Genomic DNA, 21,064 nt, shown 5'->3' with positions numbered 1-21,064 from the left:
GCGTATGGCACGACGGCGTGTAACAGGCGCGAATGGGGGAGGGTGAGATGGGACGGGGTACTATCCTGCTGGACGGTGGCATGGGACGGGAATTGCAGCGCATGGGCGCGCCCTTCCGCCAGCCGGAATGGTCGGCCCTGGCGCTGATCGAGGCGCCGGACTATGTGCGCCGCGCGCACGACGCCTTCCTGGAGGCCGGGGCCGACATCATCACCAGCAACAGCTACGCCCTCGTGCCCTTCCATATCGGGGAGGAGCGGTTCGCCACGCAAGGCGGGGCCCTGGCCTCCCTCGCCGGGCGGCTGGCCCGGCAGGCGGCGGACGCCAAGCCGGGCGCCCGCGTCGCCGGATCCTTGCCGCCGCTGTTCGGCTCTTACCGCGCGGACCTGTTCGATGCCGCCCGCGCGGCGGACCTGCTGGCGCCGCTGGTGGGGGGTCTAGCGCCCCATGTCGACCTTTGGCTGGCGGAAACCCAAAGCGCGGTGGCGGAGGTGCGGGCCGTGCGCGCGGCTTTGGCGAATGCCTTGGGGAAGGATGCCAAGCCGCTGTGGCTGTCCTTCACGCTGGAGGATGAAGCGGCCGACGCCGCCACCCATCCCCGCCTGCGCGGGGGTGAGACGGTGGCCCAGGCCACCGAGGCGGCGCTGGCCCTGGGCGCCGCCGCCCTGCTGTTCAATTGCAGCCAGCCCGAGGTCATGGGGCCGGCGCTGGCCGCGGCGCGGGCCACCGCCGCCGGCGCACCGCTGCCCCTGGGTGTGTATGCCAACGCCTTCCCGCCGCAGCCCAAGGACGCGACCGCCAACAATGGCCTGGATGAGCTGCGCGCCGACCTGACGCCCGCCAGCTATCTGGACTGGGCACGGCGCTGGGTGGACGCCGGCGCCGCCATCGTCGGGGGCTGTTGCGGCATCGGGCCCGACCATATCCGGGCCCTGGCGGCGGCTTTGCCGTGAGGGGTGCCGAGTCCGCCGCCCTTCGGGCCCGCTTGCTGGGGTGGGGCGCCCCCTGGCTGTTCATCCTCATCTGGTCCACCGGCTTTCTGGTGGCCCGCGCCGTGCTGCCCTATGCCGATGTCCAGCTGTTCCTGCTGGTGCGGTTCGGGCTGACGGCGCTGGTCTTCACCGCCGCCACGCTGTCGCTGCGCGTCGCCTGGCCCCGGGGCCGGCGCGTAGGGCTGCACCTGCTGGCCGGCGCGCTGATGCAGGGCGTCTATCTGGGGTTTTCCTACTGGGCCATCGCCCAGGGCTTGGCCGCCGGCGTCATGGCCTTGCTGGGCGCGTTGCAGCCCCTGTTCACCGCGCTCATCACCACTCTGCTGTTCGGCCAGCGGCAGGGTGCCCGCGCCTGGGCCGGCCTTGGCATCGGGTTCGCCGGCGTCGCCTGCGTGCTGGCGCCCAAGCTGGCCCTGCACGGGGTGGCGGGCGGCGGGGGCCTGTCGCCCCTGGGGGCCGGCCTAGCGCTGCTCAGCGTGCTGGGCGTGACCATCGGCACCCTGTTGCAGAAGTCCTCGCTGGCGGGGGATGACCTGCGGCCCGCCGGTGTGCTGCAAAACCTGGGCGCCGCCGCCGTGGTGTCGGTCCTGTTCCTGACGGTGGGCGCCCCGCATTGGGATGCGCACCCGGTACTGTGGGCCGGCTTGCTCTGGTCCGTCCTGGGTCCCTCGGTCATCGGCATCTCGCTGCTGGTGTGGATGGTGCGGCACGGGGGGGCCACCCGCGCCACGGCCCTGATTCTGCTGGTCCCCCCGCTTGCGGCGGTGGAGGCGTTCCTGCTGTTCCACGAGACGCTGACGCCCGTGCAGCTGGTCGGGTTCGCCCTGGCCCTGGCCGGCGTCGGCTTGGCGCGCCGGGGATGAGATGAGGCGTGACGTTGGGTCTTCACCCGCGCGCGCGGTGTGATACGGTGCGGCCCGCGGGCCATCCAGGCCTATCGTTCTGATCTGGGAATGGGAAAGCCATGAGCCACTTTGCCGGTTTGAGTTCCACGGTCGAGGCCCTCGCGGGGGGGCGGGTCATGGTCATCGGCGACGTCATGCTGGATCGCTTCGTGCGCGGCAAGGTGGGACGCATCTCGCCAGAGGCGCCGGTGCCCGTGCTGCGCAACGCGCAAGAGGATGTGATGCTGGGCGGCGCCGGCAACGTGGTGCGCAACATCACGGCGCTGGGTGGTCAGGTGGTCTTCGGTGGTGTCCTCGGCGGGGATGCCGCCGGCGTGCGCGTGAGCCAGCTGGTGGCGGCCGACGACCAGGTCACGTCCATCCTGCAGGTGGACAACCAGCGCCGCACCTCGGAAAAGACCCGTTTCGTCGCCGATGGCCATCATCTGTTGCGCTCCGACTGGGATAGCGAGCTGGCGGTGGCGGCGGAGGTGCACGCGGCCTTGGTCACTGCCGTGGCGGCCCATGTCGCCGATGTCGATGTCGTCATCCTGTCCGACTATGGCAAGGGCGTGTTCACCCCGTCCGTGCTGCGGCAGTTGATCGAGCTGGCGCGCGGGGCGGGCAAGCCGGTGATCGTCGATCCCAAGAGTGCCGACTATTCCATTTATCGCGGGGCAACTCTCGTGACCCCCAACCGCGCCGAATTGGCCCTGGCCGTGGGCCACAGCCCCAGCACGACGGACGGCATCGTGGCCGCGGCCACCACCCTCATGCGCGACCATGGCATCGGAGGCATGCTGGTCACCCGCAGTGAGGAGGGCATGACCCTGGTGCGGGATGACGGCAGCTCCCTCAATGTCCAGGCGGAGGCCAAGGAGGTCTTCGACGTTTCCGGCGCCGGCGATACGGTGGTGTCGGTCATCGCCGCGGCGCTGGCCACCGGGGCGGATATCGCCGACGCGGTGCGCTTGGCCAACGTCGCCGCCGGATTGGTCGTGGCCAAGGTGGGCACGGCCGTGGTGACGCCGGCCGAGTTGCTGCACGCCCTGGCTGAACAGGACGACCGCCAGAACCTGTCCAAGCTCCTGGGTGGCGCGGAACTGCGGGAGCAGATCGTGCGGTGGCGCCGCCTGGGGCTGAAGGTGGGCTTCACCAATGGCTGTTTCGACCTGATCCATCCCGGGCATGTCCAGTTGCTGGCCGCCGCGCGGGCGACCTGCGACCGCCTGATCGTCGGCCTCAATTCCGACGCCTCGGTGCGCCGACTGAAGGGGCCGGAGCGCCCCATCCAGGACGAGCGGTCCCGCGCCATCGTGCTGGCCGCCTTCGGCTCGGTCGACGCCGTGGCCCTGTTTGAGGACGATACGCCCCTGGCCCTGATCACCGAAATCCTGCCCGACGTGCTGATCAAGGGGGCGGACTACACCATCGACCAGGTGGTGGGCGCAGACGTGGTCCAGGCCAACGGCGGCCGCGTCGCCCTGGTTGACCTGGTGCCGAACCAGAGCACCACGGGCATCGCCAAGCGCATCCGGGTGACGGGCTGACCTGTCCCCCGATGGCTTGCCCCGGCCGGCCCGGTCCCCTATCAAGACCGTGCCGGCGCCGTCCAGGGAACCGGCACGGATTTTATGGGAAGTGACAGTCCATGATCATCGTGACCGGCGGCGCCGGCTTCATCGGGTCCAATCTCGTCGCCGGCCTGGAACAGCGGGGCCTGGGTCCGATCGTCGTGGTCGACCGGCTGCGCCAGGGCGACAAGTGGCGCAACATCGCCAAGCGGAACCTGCACGATATCGTGACGCCGGAACAGTTGCCGGAATTCCTGGACTGCCATGGCGACGCGGTGGAGGTCATTTTCCACATGGGCGCCATTTCGGCGACCACGGAAACCGACGCCGACCGGGTGGTGGAGAACAACTTCCGCCTGACGCTGGACCTATGGTCGTGGTGCGCCGCCACGGGCGTGCGCCTGATCTACGCGTCCTCCGCCGCGACCTACGGCGACGGCGCCCAGGGCTTCGACGATGATTCCTCGGCCGAGGCACTGGCCCGCTTACGCCCGCTGAACCCCTATGGCTGGTCCAAGCACCTGCTGGACCGCCGCGTGCGCGCCGCGATTGATCGGCGGGACCCCACGCCTCCGCAGCATGTGGGCCTGAAGTTCTTCAACGTCTATGGCCCCAACGAGTATCACAAGGGCGCCATGCGCTCCGTCCCGGCCAAGCTCCATCCCCAGATCATGGGCGGTGAACCGGCCCGGCTGTTCGCCTCCGACCGGGCGGACTACGCCGACGGCGGCCAGTTGCGCGACTTCATCTGGGTGGGCGACACGGTCGACGTCATGCTGTGGCTCCACGACAACCCGGGTGTCAGCGGCCTTTTCAACCTGGGCACCGGCAAGGCGCGCAGCTGGAACGACCTGGCCCGCGCCCTATTCGCTGCCGCGGGCCTGCCGCCGCGCATCGACTACATCCCCATGCCCGACCACCTGAAGGGCAAGTACCAGTATTACACCCAGGCGGACATGGGCCGCCTGCGCGCCGCCGGCTACGACCGCCCCTTCACGGAGTTGGAGGAGGGCATCCGCCGCTACGTCCAGGACCACATGGGGTCGCCGGACCCGTATGTGTGACCGGATGCGTCACGGGCCCCGTTCGTTCAGCGCCCCAAATTCTGCAACCAGTTGATCACCGCCGCCTCCAGCGCGATACGGTGATCGGACCAGCCGTGGTCGGTGGCGGCGTGGCCGGTGGTGATGCGGCTGCCGCCGTGGGCGCGGATGCCGGCCACCAGGGCGTCGGTATGGCTGGCCAGTCCATCGTCGGATGTCAGCGCCAACAGGGGCGTGCCCGTCAGGCGGGCGGTCAGCGGGGCGGTGGCGAAGGCGTCGGCATGGCTTTCCATTTCCTTGGCCATGCTTTCCGGCGTCACGCCTGCCAGGGATTCGCGGTTGTCTGCCGCCAGCGCCACCAGCTTGTCATGGGGCAGATGGGCGATGACGCCGATGTCACCCATGGAAATCAGAATCAGGCCGGCCAGCGCGCCATCCTTGGCCGCCGTGTGGACGGCGGTCCACGCCCCCATGCTGTGCCCGGCGATGACCAGGCGGTCGGTGGCTATCCCCAGTTCCTGCGCATGGGCCGGGTCGCGAAGGTAGGCCAGGGCCGCCGCCGCGTCCTCGGGGTTGTTGGCGAAGCGGAAGCTGCCGGGGCTGCCCCATGAGCCGCGATAGTTCAGGGTGACCACGTTCCAACCGGCGCGGCGCACCGCCTGGGCCAGATCCAGGTTCTTCTCATTGCCGGGCAGGCCGTGCAGCAGCAGCAGGGTGGGGTGGGGTCCGGCGCCTGATGCCAGATAGGCCACGCCGTTGATCTCCACCGGGTGCCCATTGCGCGCGCCTGTGGGGATGTGCAGCACCGCCATGCGCGCCGGATGCTGGGTGTCGGGCGTGGGGTCGGCGCCGATGGCGGCCGGAATGGCTTGCGTCCCCAGATCGACGGAACCCGCCGGTGCTTTCGCTCCCGCCGGTGTTCCCGTCCAGGCGGATAGCACGCACAGGGCCATGGCCACGGCAATCGAATACCTACGCATGATTGTCCAAATCCCCCCAATTTTCCCCACGCCATCCTGGCGTATCGGCCGCGCCAGGGGAATCGGGAACATCGGGCGGGTCGGCGGATATGGGAAAAAAAGAAGCCGGGGCGACGCGCGCCCCGGCTTGGGGAGATAAGACCCTGGGAACGGGAGGGTTCTCTCAGGGCCATCGGGTAACCCCTGCCGGACCATGAGCGGGCCTCTGCAGGACTTGCCAGATGCGATATGCCGACAGGGTCGGCGAAACTCGGGCGATGGGGTGAAGGCGAACGGGCGGCGCCAAGGCCAGCCTGTCATGCGCCGCAGCGGCGTCACGACATCGTCGGGTGCTTCTTCCCCATCATGGTCGATCGATCCCGCAGGACCGTTCGCTTGGGATAAATAATATTTATATCGCCTCTTGTCGTCAAGCGACTTTTGTTAGCGGTAACAAATTTAAATGGCGTTACATCCGCGGCCGTTGGCGCTACCCCCGTAATCCGTTCGCCAGGCGCACGTCGGTCATGTCGGTCTGACCATCGTTCGGGCTCCGCCCCTGTGCCCATTTTCCCCAAGGTCGGCCGGGGCATCGGTGTTTTTATGCACAGCGGTTTCGCGCACTTGCCCCTATAACGCCCGGATCGCCACCTGGATACTGGCGCCCTTCGCCATCGCGCGCCATGTCTTGACCTGACGGGGCTGGGCCCCTGGCCCGGTTCCGGCATTCGGGGCCGCCCTGAAGCGGAATAAACAGGCCCGAATCAGAATAAGCAGGAGTGAACCCCCATGAGCACCCCCACTCCCACCCAGGCCCTGGCCCCGCAGCTGGATCCCTACGCCCTGGCCGCCGACCTGTCGGGTAAGCACCTGATTGGCGGCCGTCTGATGGCATCTGCCTCGGGCAAGACCTTCGACGTCATCAACCCGGCCAAGGGTGATGTCATGGGCCGGGCCGCGTTTGGCGAGGCTGCGGACGTGGATGCCGCCGTGGTCGCCGCCGTCGAGGCCGGCATGACGTGGAAGGCGCTGCCGGCGCGGGAGCGGGGCCGGCTTGTGGCGGAATGCGGCCGTCTGCTGACCGCGCACACAGAAGAATTGGCCCGCCTGGTGGCGCTGGAGACGGGCAAGGCCCTGCGCACGGAAAGCCGGGTCGAGGCCGGCGTGCTGGCCGATGCCTTCACCTTCTATGGCGGCCTGGGCGGTGAACTGAAGGGCGAGACCGTGCCCTTCAATCCCAAGATGCTGACGCTGACGGTGCGGGAACCCCTGGGCGTGGTGGGCGCCATCATCCCGTGGAACGTGCCCATGATGCTGATGGCGCTGAAGATCGCGCCGGCGCTGGTGGCGGGCAACACCGTGGTGGTGAAGTCGGCGGAGGAGGCGCCGTTCGCCGTGTTGCGCGCCTGCCAGATCATGGCCCAGGTGTTGCCGGCCGGCGTGCTGAACATCCTGTCCGGCTTCGGCCCCGAGTGCGGCGCGCCGCTGGTGGCGCACCCCAAGGTGGCCAAGGTCACCTTCACCGGCTCGGTCGAGACCGGCCGCATCGTCAGCCGCACGGCGGCCGACAAGCTGATCCCCGTGACCCTGGAACTGGGCGGCAAAAGCCCCATGATCGTCATGGGGGACGCGGATCTGGAACAGGCGGTGGCCGGCGCCATCACCGGCATGCGCTTCACCCGCCAGGGGCAGAGCTGCACCGCCGCCAGCCGCATCTTCGTGCATGACAGCCTGCACGATGCCTTCGTCACGGCGCTGAAGGCCAAGGTGGACGCCATGGTCATGGGCGACCCGCTGGACGAGAGGACGGACATCGGCACCATCGTCTCACCGCAGCAGTTCGATCGGGTGCAGGGCTACATCGCCGAGGGCAAGCGCACCCCCGGCGCCACCGCGCACGAATGCTCCGCCCTGCCCACCGACACCGCCTTGACCAAGGGCCTGTACGTCCGCCCTGTGATCTTCACCGGCATGACCAACGACAGCCGGTTGGCGCGGGAGGAGATCTTCGGGCCGGTCACCTGCGTCATTCGCTTCACGGATTACGAGGACGTGATCAATCAGGCCAACGACAGCGAGTTCGGCCTGGCCGCCACCATCTGGACCCGTGACCTCAAGACGGCGCTGGACGCCACCCAGCGCCTGCAGGCCGGCCTGGTGCAGGTGAACCAGAACCTGGTGGTGCAGCCCAACCTGTCCTACGGCGGGGTGAAGTCCTCCGGCCTGGGCAAGGAAGCGACCTTGGAGGCCATGCTGGAGCACTTCACCCACAAGAAGACCATCATGCTGAACATGGCCTGATACGGCATAAGAACAGGGAGGGTAGGGCCATGGACTTCCGCATGACGGAGGAGCAGTCGGCGTTCCGCGACATGGCGCGGGACTTCGCCGCCGAGCATTTGGCACCACACGCCGCTGAATGGGACGAAAAGGAAATCTTCCCCCTCGACGCGTTGCGTGCCGCCGCCGCCCTAGGCATGGGCGGGCTCTATTGCGGGGAGGAGCATGGCGGCTCCGGCCTCAGCCGCCTGGACGCGGCTTTGTTGTTCGAGGAGCTGTCCGCTGGTTGTGTTGCCACCGCCGCCTTCCTGTCCATTCACAACATGGCGGCATGGATGATCGATCGTTTCGGTAGCGATACGATCAGGGCCGGGTACCTACCGGGCCTTATGACCATGGACCGGGTGGCCAGCTATTGCCTGACGGAGCCGGGCTCCGGCTCCGACGCCGCCGCCTTGCGCACCAAGGCGGTGCGGGATGGCGACCATTATGTGCTGAACGGGTCCAAGGCCTTCATCTCCGGCGCCGGTGTCTCCGACCTCTATGTCGTCATGGTGCGCACCGGCGGTCCGGGCCCCAAGGGCATCTCCGCCCTGGTGGTGGAGAAGGGCACGCCGGGCCTCAGCTTCGGTAAGAAGGAAAGGAAGATGGGCTGGAACTGCCAGCCCACCGCCCAGGTGATCTTCGAGGACTGCCGCGTGCCGGTGGAAAACCGGCTGGGCGAGGAGGGGGCGGGCTTCGGCATCGCCATGAAGGGCCTGGATGGGGGGCGCATCAACATCGCCTCCTGTTCCCTGGGCGGCGCCCGCGCCTGCCTGGACCTCGCCACCCGCTACATGGGGGAGCGCGAGGCCTTCGGCCGCAAGCTGGCGGATTTCCAGGCCCTGCAGTTTCGCTTGGCCGACATGGCGACGGAGCTGGAGGCCGCGCGCCTGATGGTGCACCGCGCGGCGGCTGCCCTGGACGCCGGCGATCCCGAGGCGACCACCTGGTGCGCCATGGCCAAGCGCTTCGCCACCGATGTGGGCTTCCAGGTGTGCAATGAGGCGCTGCAGCTGCACGGTGGTTACGGCTACATCCGCGAATACCCGCTGGAACGCTACGTCCGCGACGTCCGGGTCCACCAGATCCTGGAGGGCACCAATGAGATCATGCGTCTGATCATCGCCCGCCGCCTGTTGGCGAAGGGTTGAAGAATAATCATTACGGGAGAGGAACGATCATGAGCCGCATCGCGTTCATCGGCCTGGGCAACATGGGCCTGCCCATGGCCCGCAACCTGCTGAAGGCCGGCCACACCGTCGTGGGTTTCGACTTGTCGCCCCAGTCGCTGGCCGCCTTGGCCGAGGCGGGCGGTGTCATCGCCGGGTCCGTCGGCGATGCAGCCTCGGGTGCCGAGGTGGTAGTCACTATGCTGCCCGCCGGCCGCCACGTGCGCGGCGTTTATGAGGACGCCGGCAACGTCTTCGACACTGCGGCCCCGGGCGCCCTGCTGATCGACAGCTCCACCATCGACGTCGACAGCGCCCGTGCCGTTGCCGCCGCCGCCGCCGCCCGTGGCTTCGTCCTGGTGGACGCCCCCGTCTCCGGTGGCACTGGCGGGGCGGCCGCCGGCACGCTGACCTTCATGGTGGGCGGCAGTGACGAGGCGATGGAGCGGGCGCGGCCCTATCTGGCGCAGATGGGCAAGACGGTGGTGCATACCGGCGGCCCCGGCACCGGCCAGGCCGCCAAGATCTGCAACAACATGATCCTGGGCATTTCCATGATCGCCGTGTCGGAGGCCTTCGCCCTGGCCGACAAGCTGGGCCTGGACCGGCAGAAGCTGTTCGACGTCAGCTCCACCTCCTCCGGCCAATGCTGGTCGCTGACGACCTACTGCCCGGTCCCTGGTCCTGTGCCGACCTCCCCCGCCAACCGTGACTACGCGCCGGGCTTCGCCGTCGACATGATGCTGAAGGACCTGAAGCTGGCCCAGGCTGCCGCCGCCTCCAGCGGTGCCGCCACGCCTTTGGGCGCCAACGCGGCGGCGCTGTACGCCTTGTTCTCGGCGGCCGGGAATGGGCACCTGGATTTCTCGGCCATCGTGAAGATGATGGTTGGGGAAGGGTGATCACGTCAACGTTGGGCCGCATGACCAGTTCCGTGTCCGATCACATGCGATCCAGATAATTGATGTCGCCCCGTTCCCGGACATAGCGTTCCCGCCATTCCCACGACTGGCTATTCGCCTGCTTGCGTATGGGTAACATACCAACCAGATCCTTGTGATGCACCGTTTCCCCCATGAAGGTTGCAATGCGAGTCAGCACTCCGAAAGTATCAGTGCACAATTCTTCATAAGTGACCAAAAGCGGGATCACACCGATGCGAGCGAAGTACATGTCCCAGCGCGCCCGGTTGCGGGACAGATCACGTATGATACCGTCGATGGCATTGGCGTCGTAGGTGGCGGGCTTTTCTTCTTGGATATGGCTGTGATAGCTGCCGGTCTGGCGGGCCCGGAGCAGAGATATAGCTTGACCCAGCAAATCCTGCCGGATCAATCGCACGAAGCGGGGGCTGGGAAACGCGGCGGCGACGGCCCCCTCCGCCGTCGACAGTAGGTCGATGTGCCATGGATGCAGTTTCATAGAAAAGCAACCGTTAGGCGTGGTGCCGACATGGTGAGCAATGGAAAGTTGTTCCTGTATGTCATCAGGATAGTCATGTATGAAGCGGCGCATCCAGCCGCAATTTAGATATTCCGATGGTCGTCCTAGGCGGCCGGTCTGGCCCAGCAACTGGCACAGCAACTCACTCCCCGTACGCTCGTCAGTCGCCAGGACCAGCGACCATGTGGCTGGCACAGCTGCGAACCGCGCCAGCCATACGTTCAAGGAGGTGTCGGTGATTTGGCCAAAGTGCGGATGCCAATTGGAGCTCTGGACTGGGGCAGCGTCGCTGAACAACGGGGGGCTGGCGGTCTCGTGACGCCTGATAGGTGCTCTGCGTAAGCCGCTGAGGTAATTGTGGAGTGTGTGGAAGACTGCCATGGATATGCGCTAATCTCGATGAATAAATTTACTCAAGATATATTAACGCATTATTTTTTTGATGACATTGACAATAAGGGCGTAAGGCTTATCTCGGAAGTTTAATCGAACGGCCTAGGAATATCGCCATATCATTGATAAGAATATTATAAAACTTTACATAATTCTCATTATTGCTAGGACCGAGAGCCGCACGCTGGACCGCCTCTCTTCCTTCGTCGCTTCAGGAGGAATCACCCTGATCGGCCAATTGGAGAGGCGGGCGCTGTCATGGTGTCGGTTCGACTGGGATCAAATCCGTCCACGCATCTTTGCGATCAAGCGCCGGAGAGGGACTATGCGCCGCCAGAAGCCCCGAAGCAGCCTAGTTAACTGGCTTAGCATATAATGAATTTCCAGGATCACCGCCCGATCTTCCAGGGCGGATTGGCGCAACTGAGCCAAGGTTTCATTGATCTGGTGGAGTTGGGCCTCCGAGTTATCCAGGCGAGCAGCGAAGACAGTAATGCGGTGCTGTAGATCCGCATGTCGGTGATGGTTCCACGTATCTTGCTGCTTCAGGAGGTCTATGGTCTGCGAGTGCTTCCCATCAGCTTGACGCAACAGGATGTGAAGAAGCCCGATGTAGCCCGGTTCCTTCTGCAGTAGAGGTCGCACCAAGCTATTGCGATACAATGTGTCATACAGTTGATGCTGGTTGACACCGGCCCGAACAGAATTGCCGTAGAGACCGGTATCCGTTTGGACACGGTGGTGATAATATGCCAAGGGTTCGGGTATGGTGGCGATGTCGCCCACGGTTAGGATGCGCAGATTGTAGTCCCAGTCTCCCAGTACAGGCAGGGTGGCGTTGAACGGGCCAATCAAATCAGCAATCGCCTTTCGGACTAAAAGGCAAATGGGTGGCGAGATATTTCTCGTCAGCATCGTCGCCAAGTCGACCTGAGGCTGCCAGTATGACCAGACAGTACGGTCCTGTTCCAATACACGGTCGTTCTCTATACGCTCATTGACGACATAGCAGTTCGTCAGGACTGCCGCGTATTTATGGTTCGAGGGAGCATTCAGGTGCTTGGTGGTAATTTCTAGGAATTCGGGGTGCCATGAGTCATCATCATCATGCACGACGATAAAATCACCTTGTGCGATGCTGAGGCCGGCGTTGGAGGCGGCCTCCATCCCCAGGCTACGTTCGTGGTGAATAACGGTGAGGCGGCCCGCGAATGCCGTCTCATATGTCTCCACTAACTCATTGACCTGTGCCGGATCGCCGCCATCATTCACCAGATAAAGATGCCAGTTCTGATGGGTCTGGGCGATTATACTGGCGAATGCCCGAGCCAATAGGATTGGGCGGTTTTTGGTTCTCGTCAGAATAGCAACCCGATCACCAAAAGACAGCGGCCGGTCCAGCATTTTCATGCTGGTTGGAAACAAACTGTTCATCATCTTTCCCGCAATTATTTAAGTCGCTTAGGAGAATTGCCGCATAACGCGGTCCCCATAGTGACCGAATGTCTGTTTAGCCAGGTTGCGCAGAGCGTCACGCTGCTCTACGGGCGAATTAGTGTACCAATATTTAAGGGTGCCAATTCCCCAGTGACCAGACAGTCCCTTCCGCATAGCAGCCTCATCCATGGGGATGTCGGTCGGTATGATAGGAGCGAGGACGGCATGATCAAAGGTCGAGCAATGACCGATCTCGCCAAACATTTCGACATCCCGTTTGGACGGCGAAACAGCGAAGGCGGCCATGGCCGCCCTGGCAGCTTCGGGGGTAAGGCTTTCCAGCGTCAAGGTACCGCTGGAGCCTGTCATGAAAATCTCTGCGATGGTCTCGAGCGTTCCATCCTGGAAGTGGCGCGTGATGGTTTCATACTGGGACATTTCCGCTGGGCTCTCGGATAGGAGGGCACTCCAGACACCATTCCGATTTGCGTAGGAACAGACCGTGCCGTGCGGCGCGCTATGTAACTCTTCCAGTATATCGACTGCGCTATGCAACTGGAATTGCTCGGCCAGGGGACGAAACTCGCTGCCGAATGCGGCTTCCATGAGGCCGGCGCCATAACGGTTCGTCAGGGCGTGCGGCCAAAGGCCATAATAAAACCCGCTTAGCCGCGCCGTGCCGTGCATGCGCTCCAGGACAAGCCTCAGCGACCGCTGCATGGTGCCGTGCCAGCCCATATCCACGATTGCGGACCGTCCGCCGACGCCCAGTTTCTCCTGCTCCAGATATCCGGTCAGGGCATCGTAGTTGCTCGCCAGCTTGTTATAGATGCTAGCGGCATGACGTTGAAGGATATCGCGGAAGGCGAGAAGGCTGGGCCATTCTAGCGGAGCCTCCAGCGAGCCGTAGTGGGCGACGCAATCCGCAGTCAACGCCATATTGTCAGCCAAGTCGGCGCGTTTCAAAGCCTGCAAGACCGTCGTGCGCCCGTCTGGGCTACTGCTCAGGAACTCAAGCAGGCTCAGGCTGAGCCGACCGCGGCTGCTTTCCATGTAGCCATGGGCTAGGTTGAGAGGGCGCCGAGACACATATAGATAGTGGTCTTCCGCACCCGTCTCCCTGTCCAGATTGGCTACTTGCCAAGCGCGCTGCATCAGCCAGCCATCGCGGGCGCAGAAATAAAGTTTTTCAATACGATGGTGCTGTACCCGCTGGGATAGCCATCGGATGAAACTGCCGACGACGATACCGCCCAGAACCCGCCCAACACGATGCCAATAATCTGCTTTCGTTTCGGACTGTTCCGTTTGCCGGCGGGCGCCCAAGCAGATAGACCGTTGCAGATAGGAGAATGGCAGAATCGACGGCGACAGAGGGCCAGCTACGCGCCGCTCCGACCGGGCCCTGGTAAAAATCAGCGTCTCAAGTCCGGCTTGCTCGGGACTGGCACCATCCGCCCATTCATCATCCCCGATATGCAGGAGTTTCTGGGGCAAGGGATAGTGGGCTTTTACGACCTCCCACTGGCGGCCCGAGGACTTTGTCGCCATTGTTTTGGAAGAGACGAAAAGTGCTTGCCACCCTGAATAGCCGCAGTCAGATAGTACCGTTGCTAGGAAGTCATCCGGTAGATACATATCGGAGACGAAGATGTACGGCTTGCCAATTTTCGCCAGGCGTCGCGTCAGTTCCAGCACATCGGGGACTGGCTGTAGAATCGCCCGCTCTACCGCGTATTCAATATGCTGAGCCTGGGCCAGATGCGGCGCCAAGCCGGGCATACGGCGCTCAACTTCAGCATAAATCTGATCGAAGGTAACCTCTTCTGCCCCAGTCAACTGGAATTGGCGAGCCCGCGCATCGCGCTCACCCTCTTCGCGTTCCGTAGCGAAGCCGGCTGCCACTTCGCCCAAATGCTCCGTAAGTCGCTTTTCTATTTCTGCAAATGCATCGGCAGGGCTATCCACTGTGCGTGTGAGAGCCGTGTCAAAGACGTCAAATGACACCATATCGCAATTTACGCTTCTTGAGAGCGCTAAATTGATAAATTTGTTATCAATCTTCCAGTCACGGAATAATAGTTTATCATTGCTGGCCGCCTCTCGAGTGCCCAATGGGGAATCTTTGTTCGATTCTGATATTGCCGCCAAGTTCTTACGCATCTTCTACATCTACCTATGGTTAAGATGTTGGTTTTTAAATGATAAATATATTATAGGGCAGATTTTTCAGACCTTCGGAATTATTTTACGGAATTATTGCGTGGACTTTTGAAACTGACCTCGACTGAAATTAGCAAAATATCGGGCATAGGTACAAGGGTTTAGCGCCAATGGTGCGGGGCCATCGCATTTGACCGAGGATTGCTTTTGCGTAGTCCTCGGACCAACCGGCGCGTTTTCGTCGTGCGCGGATTGCGTTGTTGTTTTTGGTGGCGTGCATGACGTTGAGGGCAAGCTGCTGTGACAAGCACGCTCTTCAAGGTGAACAGCTGCAGCAGCGCCCGCGCCGCAGTGATCTTGTTCTCGCCCGCCGCCACCGACCGCTGCCCCGCCACCATCCGGGCACCGGAGGCGAAGGCGGTGACGACATGCAGCGCCGAGCAGCCGGCGGCACGGTCGAAGGAACAGCGCAGCGAGATCGCCAGCACCCCAGCGCCGTCCTCTCCCAGATGCCCGAGGAACTGCTCAAAACACCGGGCAAACGCCACCGGCTCCAGCAAGCGGAAGATGCGAGAAAAGGTGTGGTGGCTGGGCAGCCCGCTCTTTAGTTCCAAGAACTCTTCAAACAACGCCCGCCGGTCCCGGGCGAACAGCGCGAAGGCCACGCAACTTTCCGCGCCGCAAATCGACGCCTTCAGCGCGATGGTCAGCATTTCCAGAAGGTCGTGACGACGCGCGTTCCCTGCCCGTGGATCGGGAAGGCCTTGAAAGGAAATATGAAACAGTCCTGACACCGACCGGACTCCTTCGTTGTGGACCGATAGACAGAACCCATTTCACACTCCAACGCTACCCCTCATTCCCAAATGCGATTCCCCTGGGGCCGGTCACGGAATCCCATGCCTCTTCCTCAGGTGAAGCCATAGGAAGGGCTGCGACTAAAGCAAATAATATTCACCGGCTTGCCGGACATTGACTCTCCGCTTTTATCCCCGATTGCCTGAGAATCTCATGAGAATCTTGCGAAACGGTCCCGTGATTCTCCAGAATAGAGAAGACTCTAGGGCATCTACTTGCGCATTCGCGACGCGTAAAAGATGTATTAGCTCGTCTATTTTTTGATTTTTCTCACAAATATCCCGATAATTTTTCCGCATTTCGTCTTCAAGCTTTAAAACAAATGCTCTAAGATTATTTATATCGTTGGTTTTTGACTTAATATCTTCCAGTAATGAACTATTATAAAGCGCAATCTCCTCATTTTCATTATGAATGGTATTAATAATTTTATGGAGGCTATTCAGGCGAAGCTGCGACTCAATTAAGGATCCTTGAGCCAAGGCTAAAGCGATCTCAGCTTTTTTTCTTTCGAAAATCAGCTTCTCAACTTGATGGCTGTGGCGCTTCCTGTCGGCTTTCGCTTCTTCTCGCGACCGTTCCAGGTCGGCCCGAGCCGTAAGCAGATTCGCTGTCGTTATTTCCAACTGGGCTTGCTGCATTGCCATATCGTGCAGGGCCGTCGCTAATTGGACTTCACAGTCTGCCCTCCGACGTTGAGCGTCCTGTTCCGCGGTCCGAAGTCCCTTCAGTTCGCAGTCCAGATCATGAAGCAGCGTTTCGGGTTCGGATTGTTCCATGCGCGTCGTGGGAAACGCTGCGCGGGTATTTTCGGGTGCTTCCCGCGCTAACCGTGGGGCGGTGAGGTCCGGTGGCGTCGTTTCTCCCGATCGCCAGGAATTGGCACTGGCGATGTAGTCCTGTTCCTCGACGCCCCGAGCGGCGGCCCGATAGGTCCGGAAATTGTAGAGGACTTGGCGCAGTAGGTTCATGGGGTGGACGAAGCTCAGGGGTGCTCCCTCGCGCCGGCTTTCCGGTGGCAGGCGCTGAGCCGCGATCGAATCGCGTCGCGTGAAGATTAGGCTATTTTGCGCATACCACCAATCCACGCCGTCTTGCTGCCAGATCAAAGAACGTAGGGCATCAAAACAAATATATCCCTCTCGACGAAAGTGGACGGCCCAATACTCAGCCCACTGTTCATTGACGTGTCCAGTTCCGCCTTGGAAAGGCGCGGCAGCGCCGAAAAGGATTGTGTCTCCAAGTTGCGTCAATCCTTTGACAAATTTGGCCCCACACTCGTATGGTAGGTGTTCAATGACCTCCATAGAGATGACTAGGTCAAAAGGCTCAGTCTTTTCTGGTAATTTCTCCTTGGGTATTTCATGATCCAGTGCTGTAGGGATGAAGCTTTCTTCAGGAATCTGAAGCGCTGAACGATCAACATAGTCGCCGTCGAAGCCTACAATTTTCGTGGCGCCAAGCTTTTGCGCGACATTCAGCCAAGTACCCACGCCGCAACCGACGTCGGCGACGCTGCGTGGCTGGATCCACTTGAACAGATGGTTCAGAATGATGGCCGCAGATCGCGCGCTACCGGGGGCTTGACTAGCATAAAACCCTTTATCGTATAAGTTCACGTTTTCCGTCGACCCAGGCATCAGAAACTCCCGATAGGGGTGGCAACATCAGTTAACGCCGTTGTAGGTGTCCCCGTGGGACCCAAATCAACGGGCCACCTCCCGAAGAAATGTTGGTTAAAGATGTGGGGTGTCGCTCCAAGCAGTCAAGTATCGCTTTGGATGGTATTATGATTTGCGGGGTTGGTGAAGTTTTTCAAGTGTCTCAAAAAAGGCCATCAGATCTTGTCGCGTTTTGGTTGAGGGGTGGCTCATATTAGATAATAATCAAGTCTGCTCGGTATATTTTTTTGCATTGTAAACCCATGTTTTAAAAAATAGATCGGTTATTTAATCTCCATATTTTGTAATGGTAAACACTGTAGTTCTGAGAAGGGGGAATCAACATAATGGAAAATTGCGTTCTTGTAACAGGTGGTGCTGGGTTTGTAGGAAGTCATACGTGTAAATATTTACACAGATCGGGATTCCGGCCGGTAGTGTATGATAATCTTTCGAATGGCGTTGGAGGTGCTGTGCAATGGGGCCCATTCGAAAAGGGGGAACTGAAAGATGAAGCACATTTAGACGCGATATTTGCGAAATACCGTCCTCAGGCCGTTCTCCATTTTGCGGCTTTCATCGAGGCAGGGGAGTCCGTACGCGATCCTCAGCGATTCTATCAGAACAATGTGGCGGATAGCTTGGCTCTGTTGCGCGTGATGCAGTTGCATGGCGTGGATAAAATCGTCTTTTCCTCCACAGCTGCCGTATATGGCAATCCTCTGTACACCCCTATCCCCGAAACCCACCCCTTTGCCCCGCTGAACCCCTACGGGCACAGTAAATTAATGGTGGAGCGCATACTGGCCGATATAGCCCTTGCCAAGGGCTTGGGCTATACGATTCTGCGCTATTTCAACGCGGCTGGCGCCGATCCTGAAGGTGAATTGCGGGAAAACCATCAGCCTGAAACCCATTTAATTCCACTGGTGCTGCAGGCCGCGTATGGTAAGCGTCCGAATATCGCCATCTTCGGCACTGACTATGACACACCGGACGGCACTTGCATCCGCGACTATGTCCATGTGGCCGACTTGGCTTCGGCTCATGTTTTGGCATTGAAGCGCCTGTTGTCAGGCAGCAGAAATTTGACCGCCAACCTAGGCACCGGCTGCGGCTTCTCAGTTCGGGAGGTGGTTGACACCGTTGCGCGAGTGACCAATCGTCCAATTCCTGTGCGGATTGCCGAGCGCCGACCCGGCGACCCCGCAATTCTGATTGCTGATCCTTCTCTTGCGCGGAGTGAGCTTGGATGGGCACCTGCGTACCCAGAATTGGAGCAGCAGGTTCGGCATGCCGTCAACGTCCTCAACGGTACGCGCCCCTTGCAAGGTTGATGGCTTGGCTATTTGGGGACCTGGCGGCCAGTGGCATGACCGGGCCTCCCCTCACCCCGCGTACTTCTTCACCACAGCGTACAGGAACTCCCGCCCCTCATAGAGTGATCGCACGCGGATGCGTTCGTTCAGGCCGTGGACGCCGCTGCCGTCGGGGTCGCGGAACATGCCGCTGAGGCCGTAGGTGGCGATGCCGGCGGCGTTCAGGAAGCGGCCGTCGGTGGCGCCGGTGGACATGGTGGGCACCACCGGCACGCCGGGCCACATCTTGGCCGCGACCTCCTTCACCGGGTCCAGCACCGTGGGCGTCAGGGCCGGCGGTGGGGACACGGGGCTGGGCTCGCCCACCGCCGTCACCTTGATGGCCGGATCGTCCAGCACCTTGATCAGGGTCTGGCGCACCTCCTCCAGCGGCTGGCCCGGCAGGATGCGGCAGTTGACGTTGGCCTGGGCGTGCTGCGGCAGGGCGTTGGGCGCGTGGCCGGCGGTCGCCATGGTGGCGACGCAGGTGGTGCGCAGCGTGCTGTTCCAGCCCGGGTCCTGGCTGACGCGCGCGATGGCCGCCGGGTCGGGGTTGTCCTTGGTGATGGCGATCATGTCGGCCCCGACCGCGCCGCCGATGACCGGGGACAGGGCGGTGAAATAGGCCTTGGTCACCGGGTTCAGCGCCACGGGGAAGTCAAAGGCCGCCAGCCGGTTCAGGCCCGCCGCTAGATGATAGATGGCGTTGTCCTTGCTGGGCCGCGAACTGTGGCCGCCGGGGTTGGTCGTCTCCAGCGTGAAGTCCTGGTAGACCTTCTCCCCCGCCTGGATTTCCAGCGCCAGGTATTTGCCATCCTTGTCCAGGCGGCCACCCGCCCCCTCGTTCAAGGCGAATTCCGCGTCCAGGGCGTCGCGGTCGTGGGCCAGCAGGTACTGCACGCCGTCGAAAGTGTCGCTGGTTTCCTCGCCGCAGGTCAGCGCCAGTTTGATGGTGCGCTTGGGCCGGAACCCTTCCTGGCGGAGGCGGACCAGCAGGTCGGCGAAGACGGCGGCCATGGCCTTGTCGTCGCTGCTGCCGCGCCCGTAGAAATAGCCGTTCTCCTCCACCAGGGTGAAGGGATCGCGCTGCCAATCCTCGCGCTTGGCCTCCACCACGTCGATGTGGGCCAGCAGCAGGATGGGCTTGGCCGCCGGATCGCTGCCGGGCAGCACCGCCGCCAGCGCGCCATCCTTGGGCCGCCCTTCCGGCACCAGCACGCGCACGTCGCTTTTCTTCAGGCCGATGGCGGTCAGGCGGTTGGCGACGGCCTGGGCCGCCGCCGTGCAGCTGCCCGACGACAGGGTGGTGTTGGTCTGCACCAGCTGCTGGTACAAGTTACGAAAGGCCACCCAGTCGGGCCGGGTCAGGTCGACCGTGATGCCTTGGGTGCCCGGGACCGACTTGCCCGCGTCCGCCGCGAACGCCATGCCGCTCATGCTGAGGCTCAGCGCCGTGCCCAGGGCCAAGGTGGGGGCCAAGGTGGGGGCCAATGCCGCCCATCGCGTCATCATCTTCATCGCCTGCCGTTTCCGATGTTCTTGTCAGCAGGAAGAATAGATAACGGTTTCAGGCCCCTGGCAAGCGTGCTGTCCCCCGCTGGCCGCCTTTAGCGGTCCAGCCCCTGGCTGACGCAGTTTGCGCCGGCCGTCACCGGGTTGCAGCGCGCCGCCCCACCGCCCGGCAGGCTGACGACGAAGCCGGTCGCGGCCGGTTCAGACGCCGGATAGTCCGTGCTGACCATTTGCGCGCCGCTACCCAGCGCCATGTCGCGCCGGCGGGTGTCGTTGGCCCGCGCCTCCTTGGTGTCGGCGTCCGACCGGGTGCGGACCAGATAGCCCTGGCGCACCAGGGCGGTGATGGCATCGCCGGGGCCGTCGTTCATCTCGATGAAGGCGGCATCGTCGCTGGCGACGCCATTGGGATCGACCTTGGCGTTGGTGAAGGCGACACGGCCCTTCAGGCTGGGATGACCCTCCAGATAACGGGCGCTGATGGCGCGCTGGTCCAGCAGGAAGACGACCTTGCCGCGCGCCTCCTCCAGGCTGGGCCAGCCGCGCGTCCGGATGGCGGCGTTCAGGGTGGCGGCATCGCCCCGCACCCGGTCGGGGGTGATGATCTCGTCCGCCTTGAACACCGACAGGATCTCGCGGTCCAGCGCGTCCAGGCTGGCGGGGGTCAGCGCCTCCGGCGTCACCGTGGGGAAGGACAGGGACAAGGTCTCCTCCTTCGTTTCCAGTAGGATGAACAGGGGGACATGGCCCGGATGCGCCTGGGACCAGGCGCGGATTTCGGCCAGGCAGGCGGTGAAGGGCTGGCAGGTGCTGCGGTAGTCCACATCCTGGACATGCATGACCTTGAAGCCCGGCTTGTCCATCAGGTGGTTGGGATCGAAGGGCGGGTCCGCCGGCAGGCCCGCCCGCGCCGCCAGGCCGGGGCCGGCGGGATGGGCGTACAGGCCGCCCTTGCTGTCGGCGAAGATGTCCAGTTCCACCTGGCGCACCCCGGCCGACAGCTGCGACGTCAGAGCTTGGTGGCGGTAGTCCAGGGCCGCGTAAAGCTCGGGGCGGGTCTTCTGCCACAGCACCGACTCGCTGGCGGCGATGCCGGCGTGATAGCTGTTGTGGGTGCCGATGACCTGGATCTGGTTCATGGCCACCGCACCCGTGGCGGGCTTGTTCTCCGGGGCCTGGGCGGCGCACGCGGCAAGGGTAAGGGTGGCGGCGCCGGCCAGCAGCAGCGAACGGGGGAGAGGCATGGGAAGGCTTTCTCGAAAGGGTTCGGGGCGAAGGCTTAACCGCGTTTGGTTT

The 21,064-nt window shown here is 62.8% G+C and carries 15 protein-coding genes and 1 pseudogene; 8 read left to right on the top strand and 8 right to left on the bottom strand.

From position 1 onward, the window contains the following. The first annotated feature begins 47 nt into the window (after positions 1-47). From FBZ90_RS10565 to rfaD, 4 genes are all read left to right on the top strand, one after another. On the top strand, positions 48-953 hold the full coding sequence (locus FBZ90_RS10565) for a homocysteine S-methyltransferase family protein (RefSeq protein WP_145731801.1): 906 nt from the start codon (positions 48-50) through the stop codon (positions 951-953). After that, complete coding sequence (locus tag FBZ90_RS10560; protein ID WP_211101983.1) at positions 950-1,855, top strand: DMT family transporter; 906 nt, start codon at positions 950-952, stop codon at positions 1,853-1,855. Before FBZ90_RS10565 ends, FBZ90_RS10560 begins: the two co-directional genes overlap by 4 nt. 101 nt (positions 1,856-1,956) lie before the next feature. Further along, a complete protein-coding gene (gene rfaE1, locus FBZ90_RS10555) occupies positions 1,957-3,426 on the top strand; it encodes a D-glycero-beta-D-manno-heptose-7-phosphate kinase (protein ID WP_145731799.1) in 1,470 nt (489 codons plus the stop codon). A 101-nt stretch (positions 3,427-3,527) separates the two neighbouring features. After that, entirely contained in the window at positions 3,528-4,514 is a 987-nt protein-coding gene (gene rfaD, locus FBZ90_RS10550) for an ADP-glyceromanno-heptose 6-epimerase (protein ID WP_145731797.1), read from the top strand. Between the two features lie 26 nt (positions 4,515-4,540). Here the strand turns inward: rfaD and FBZ90_RS10545 are convergent, their stop codons facing one another. Further along, entirely contained in the window at positions 4,541-5,473 is a 933-nt protein-coding gene (locus tag FBZ90_RS10545; RefSeq protein WP_145731795.1) for an alpha/beta hydrolase family protein, read from the bottom strand. A gap of 768 nt (positions 5,474-6,241) precedes the next feature. Here FBZ90_RS10545 and FBZ90_RS10540 point away from each other — a divergent pair. From FBZ90_RS10540 to mmsB, 3 genes are read left to right on the top strand one after another with little or no spacing between them, the layout of a single operon-like run. Next, complete coding sequence (locus FBZ90_RS10540) at positions 6,242-7,753, top strand: aldehyde dehydrogenase family protein (protein ID WP_145731793.1); 1,512 nt, start codon at positions 6,242-6,244, stop codon at positions 7,751-7,753. Between the two features lie 29 nt (positions 7,754-7,782). Beyond that, positions 7,783-8,925: an isobutyryl-CoA dehydrogenase gene (locus FBZ90_RS10535; protein WP_145731791.1), complete on the top strand. Its 1,143-nt coding sequence runs from the start codon at positions 7,783-7,785 to the stop codon at positions 8,923-8,925. A 29-nt stretch (positions 8,926-8,954) separates the two neighbouring features. After that, positions 8,955-9,845, top strand: a complete 891-nt coding sequence (gene mmsB, locus FBZ90_RS10530; RefSeq protein WP_145731789.1) for a 3-hydroxyisobutyrate dehydrogenase — start codon at positions 8,955-8,957, stop codon at positions 9,843-9,845. Positions 9,846-9,885: 40 nt separating this feature from the next. Here the strand turns inward: mmsB and FBZ90_RS10525 are convergent, their stop codons facing one another. From FBZ90_RS10525 to FBZ90_RS10505, 5 genes and pseudogenes are all read right to left on the bottom strand, one after another. Continuing rightward, entirely contained in the window at positions 9,886-10,767 is an 882-nt protein-coding gene (locus FBZ90_RS10525) for a Stf0 family sulfotransferase (protein WP_145731787.1), read from the bottom strand. 291 nt (positions 10,768-11,058) lie between these two features. Beyond that, a complete protein-coding gene (locus FBZ90_RS10520) occupies positions 11,059-12,216 on the bottom strand; it encodes a glycosyltransferase family 2 protein (protein ID WP_145731785.1) in 1,158 nt (385 codons plus the stop codon). A gap of 24 nt (positions 12,217-12,240) precedes the next feature. Next, on the bottom strand, positions 12,241-14,379 hold the full coding sequence (locus FBZ90_RS10515) for a hypothetical protein (RefSeq protein ID WP_145731783.1): 2,139 nt from the start codon (positions 14,377-14,379) through the stop codon (positions 12,241-12,243). Positions 14,380-14,651: 272 nt separating this feature from the next. Continuing rightward, positions 14,652-15,173 (bottom strand): annotated as a pseudogene (locus FBZ90_RS10510) (ISAs1 family transposase); the annotation flags it as partial. Positions 15,174-15,365: 192 nt separating this feature from the next. Further along, positions 15,366-16,877 carry a class I SAM-dependent methyltransferase gene (locus FBZ90_RS10505; RefSeq protein ID WP_145731781.1) on the bottom strand — a complete coding sequence of 504 codons (1,512 nt, stop codon included), beginning with the start codon at positions 16,875-16,877 and terminating at the stop codon, positions 15,366-15,368. Between the two features lie 368 nt (positions 16,878-17,245). On the opposite strand from FBZ90_RS10505, the gene galE reads away from it, so the two are divergent. Continuing rightward, positions 17,246-18,235 carry a UDP-glucose 4-epimerase GalE gene (gene galE, locus FBZ90_RS10500; protein WP_145731779.1) on the top strand — a complete coding sequence of 330 codons (990 nt, stop codon included), beginning with the start codon at positions 17,246-17,248 and terminating at the stop codon, positions 18,233-18,235. Between the two features lie 51 nt (positions 18,236-18,286). Here the strand turns inward: galE and FBZ90_RS10495 are convergent, their stop codons facing one another. Together FBZ90_RS10495 and FBZ90_RS10490 are read right to left on the bottom strand one after the other, a co-directional pair. After that, positions 18,287-19,768 carry a M20/M25/M40 family metallo-hydrolase gene (locus FBZ90_RS10495; protein ID WP_246130276.1) on the bottom strand — a complete coding sequence of 494 codons (1,482 nt, stop codon included), beginning with the start codon at positions 19,766-19,768 and terminating at the stop codon, positions 18,287-18,289. Positions 19,769-19,863: 95 nt separating this feature from the next. Beyond that, entirely contained in the window at positions 19,864-21,012 is a 1,149-nt protein-coding gene (locus FBZ90_RS10490; protein WP_145731775.1) for a phosphatidylinositol-specific phospholipase C1-like protein, read from the bottom strand. Positions 21,013-21,064: the final 52 nt, after the last annotated feature.

Source organism: Nitrospirillum pindoramense (assembly GCF_007827955.1).
Lineage (GTDB): Bacteria > Pseudomonadota > Alphaproteobacteria > Azospirillales > Azospirillaceae > Nitrospirillum > Nitrospirillum amazonense_B.
The sequence above is the reverse complement of the archived record's forward strand: the minus strand, read 5'-3'. Positions and strand labels throughout refer to the sequence as shown.